Origin of the sequence: Mesorhizobium sp. M7A.F.Ca.CA.002.05.1.1 (assembly GCF_003998335.1) — a bacterium.
Classification (GTDB): Bacteria; Pseudomonadota; Alphaproteobacteria; order Rhizobiales; family Rhizobiaceae; genus Mesorhizobium.
In genome coordinates this window covers 1-2,259 of record NZ_RZQI01000914.1, presented here as the reverse complement: position 1 = coordinate 2,259, position 2,259 = coordinate 1, and the positions used below count along the sequence as shown (strand labels likewise).

General features: G+C 64.9%; 3 protein-coding genes and 1 pseudogene. All 4 read right to left on the bottom strand.

The genetic code is table 11. The features are described 5' to 3' along the window. A pseudogene (locus EN939_RS30450) lies at positions 1 to 371 on the bottom strand (molybdopterin molybdenumtransferase MoeA); the annotation flags it as partial. Then, a complete protein-coding gene (moaC, locus tag EN939_RS30445; RefSeq protein ID WP_127271357.1) occupies positions 371 to 853 on the bottom strand; it encodes a cyclic pyranopterin monophosphate synthase MoaC in 483 nt (160 codons plus the stop codon). The pseudogene EN939_RS30450 and the gene moaC, both read right to left, overlap by 1 nt. A gap of 2 nt (positions 854 to 855) precedes the next feature. Further along, entirely contained in the window at positions 856 to 1,668 is an 813-nt protein-coding gene (gene trpC / locus EN939_RS30440) for an indole-3-glycerol phosphate synthase TrpC (protein WP_127271355.1), read from the bottom strand. A 10-nt stretch (positions 1,669 to 1,678) separates the two neighbouring features. Continuing rightward, a partial coding sequence (trpD, locus tag EN939_RS30435; RefSeq protein WP_127271353.1) for an anthranilate phosphoribosyltransferase occupies positions 1,679 to 2,259 on the bottom strand: 581 nt, incomplete at its 5' end.

Genomic DNA, 2,259 nt, shown 5'->3' with positions numbered 1-2,259 from the left:
GTCACTTCGATTTCGCCGCCGCCGAGGTCGCGGACATTCTCCTGGATGACGATGGTGTCGGCGCCTTCGGGCAGCGGCGCGCCGGTGAAGATGCGCACGGCCTGCGTCTGGCCGACCGTGCCGTCGAAGCCACGCCCAGCCGGCGCCATGCCGATCACCGACAGCCTGGATGGGACCGACGTGACGTCGGCGGCGCGCGCTGCATAGCCGTCCATGGCGGAAGCATTGAAAGGCGGCTGGGTGCGAAGTGCTACGACCGGTTCCGCCAGAACACGATCCACAGCCTCGAACAGGGGAACGCTTTCGCCGGCTAGAGGCGCCGCGCCATCAAGCAGGCGTTCAAGCGCCTCCGCGATAGGAACCAGCGCCATCAGGCGCTCGCCTTGTAGTCACCCGACTTGCCACCGGTCTTTTCGACCAGGCGGATGCCGGTGATGACCATGGCGCGGTCTACTGCTTTGGCCATGTCGTAGATGGTCAGGCAGGCGACCGAGGCAGCCGTCAGCGCTTCCATCTCGACACCCGTCTTGCCGGTGACGCGCGCCAGTGCGGTGACCTTCAGGCCCGGCAAAGCATGGTCGGGCTCGATGTCGACGGAAACCTTGGTCAAAAGCAGCGGGTGGCAGAGCGGGATCAGTTCATGCGTCTTCTTCGCCGCCATGATACCGGCGATGCGCGCAGTGCCGAGCACATCGCCCTTCTTGGCGTTGCCGGCGAGGATCATCTTCAGCGTCTCGGGCTGCATCGCGACAAAGCCTTCGGCGATCGCCGTGCGCGTTGTTTCGTCCTTGTCGCCGACGTCGACCATGTTGGCCTCGCCCTGCGCGCCGAGATGGGTAAGGCCCGATACCATCGTCAGATGGCCTCGGCCAAAGCCTTGCCTGTCAGAAGCAGGCGCGTCGCCGCGGTGACGTCCTGTTGCCGCATCAGGCTCTCGCCGACAAGAAAAGTGCCGATGTCGCTCTTTTGCAGCCTGAGGCAGTCGTCATGCGAGAAAATACCGCTCTCGCTGACCAGCAAGCGGTCGGCCGGAACCATCGTCGCCAGCCGCATGGAAGTGTCGAGGCTGGTCTCGAATGTGCGCAGATTGCGGTTGTTGATGCCGATCAGCCGCGACGACAGTTTTAGCGCGCGCTGCGTCTCGGTCTCGTCGTGCACTTCGACCAGTGCATCCATGCCGAGTTCGAAGGCCGTCGCCTCGAGCTCGCTGGCCAGGACGTCGTCGACACTGGCCATGATGATCAGGATGGCATCCGCGCCCCAGGCGCGGGCTTCGTAGACCTGATACGGATCGAACAGGAAATCCTTGCGCAGCGCCGGCAGCGCGACGGCGGCTCGCGCCCGGGTGAGAAATTCGGGCGCACCCTGGAAGGACGGTGCATCGGTCAGCACCGAAAGACAGGCAGCACCACCCTTGGCATAGGCCTGCGCCAGCGCCGGTGGATCGAAATCGGCACGGATCAGACCCTTGGAAGGGCTCGCCTTCTTGATCTCGGCGATTAGCGCGAAGGCGCCGGATTTGCGCTTCGCTTCCAGTGCGGCAAGAAAGCCGCGCGGTGCGTCGGCGTCTTTTGCCCGGGCCTTGATTTCGGCCAACGGCACGCGTGCCTTTGCTGCCGCGATTTCGTCGCGCTTGTAGGCCTCGATATTGCGAAGAATGTCAGACACGCTCTATCCGTTATCCGTTCGAAATCTCGACCAGCCTGTCGAGCACTCGCAGGGCACGGCCGCTATCGATGGCTTGCGCCGCCGCCGCGATGCCGTCGCCAAGCGTCGTCGCCTTGCCGGCCACAACCAGTCCTGCACCGGCGTTCATCAGCACGGTGTCGCGATAGGCGCCGGCGGCGCCGCCCAGCATATCGCGCAAGGCCTTGGCGTTGTAGTCCGCATCGCCGCCACGCAATTCGTCCTTGCTGTGGCGCGGCAACCCAACCGCTTCAGGCGTCAGGGTGAAGCTGCGGATCTCGCCGCCGATCAGTTCGGCAACCTGCGTCTCGCCGGTGGTGGTGATCTCGTCATAGCCGTCGCCATGGGCAACCCAGACATGCTCGGCACCCAGCGCCTTCAGCGTCTCGGCAACCGGCAGGATCCATTCCGGCAGGAACACACCGACCAGCTGCCGCTTGACGCCGGCCGGATTGGAGAGCGGCCCGAGCAGGTTGAAGATGGTGCGGGTGCCGAGCTCGACGCGAGTCGGGCCGACATGCTTCATCGCCGGATGGTGCGCAGGCGCGAACATGAAGCCAACGCCTGCCTCGT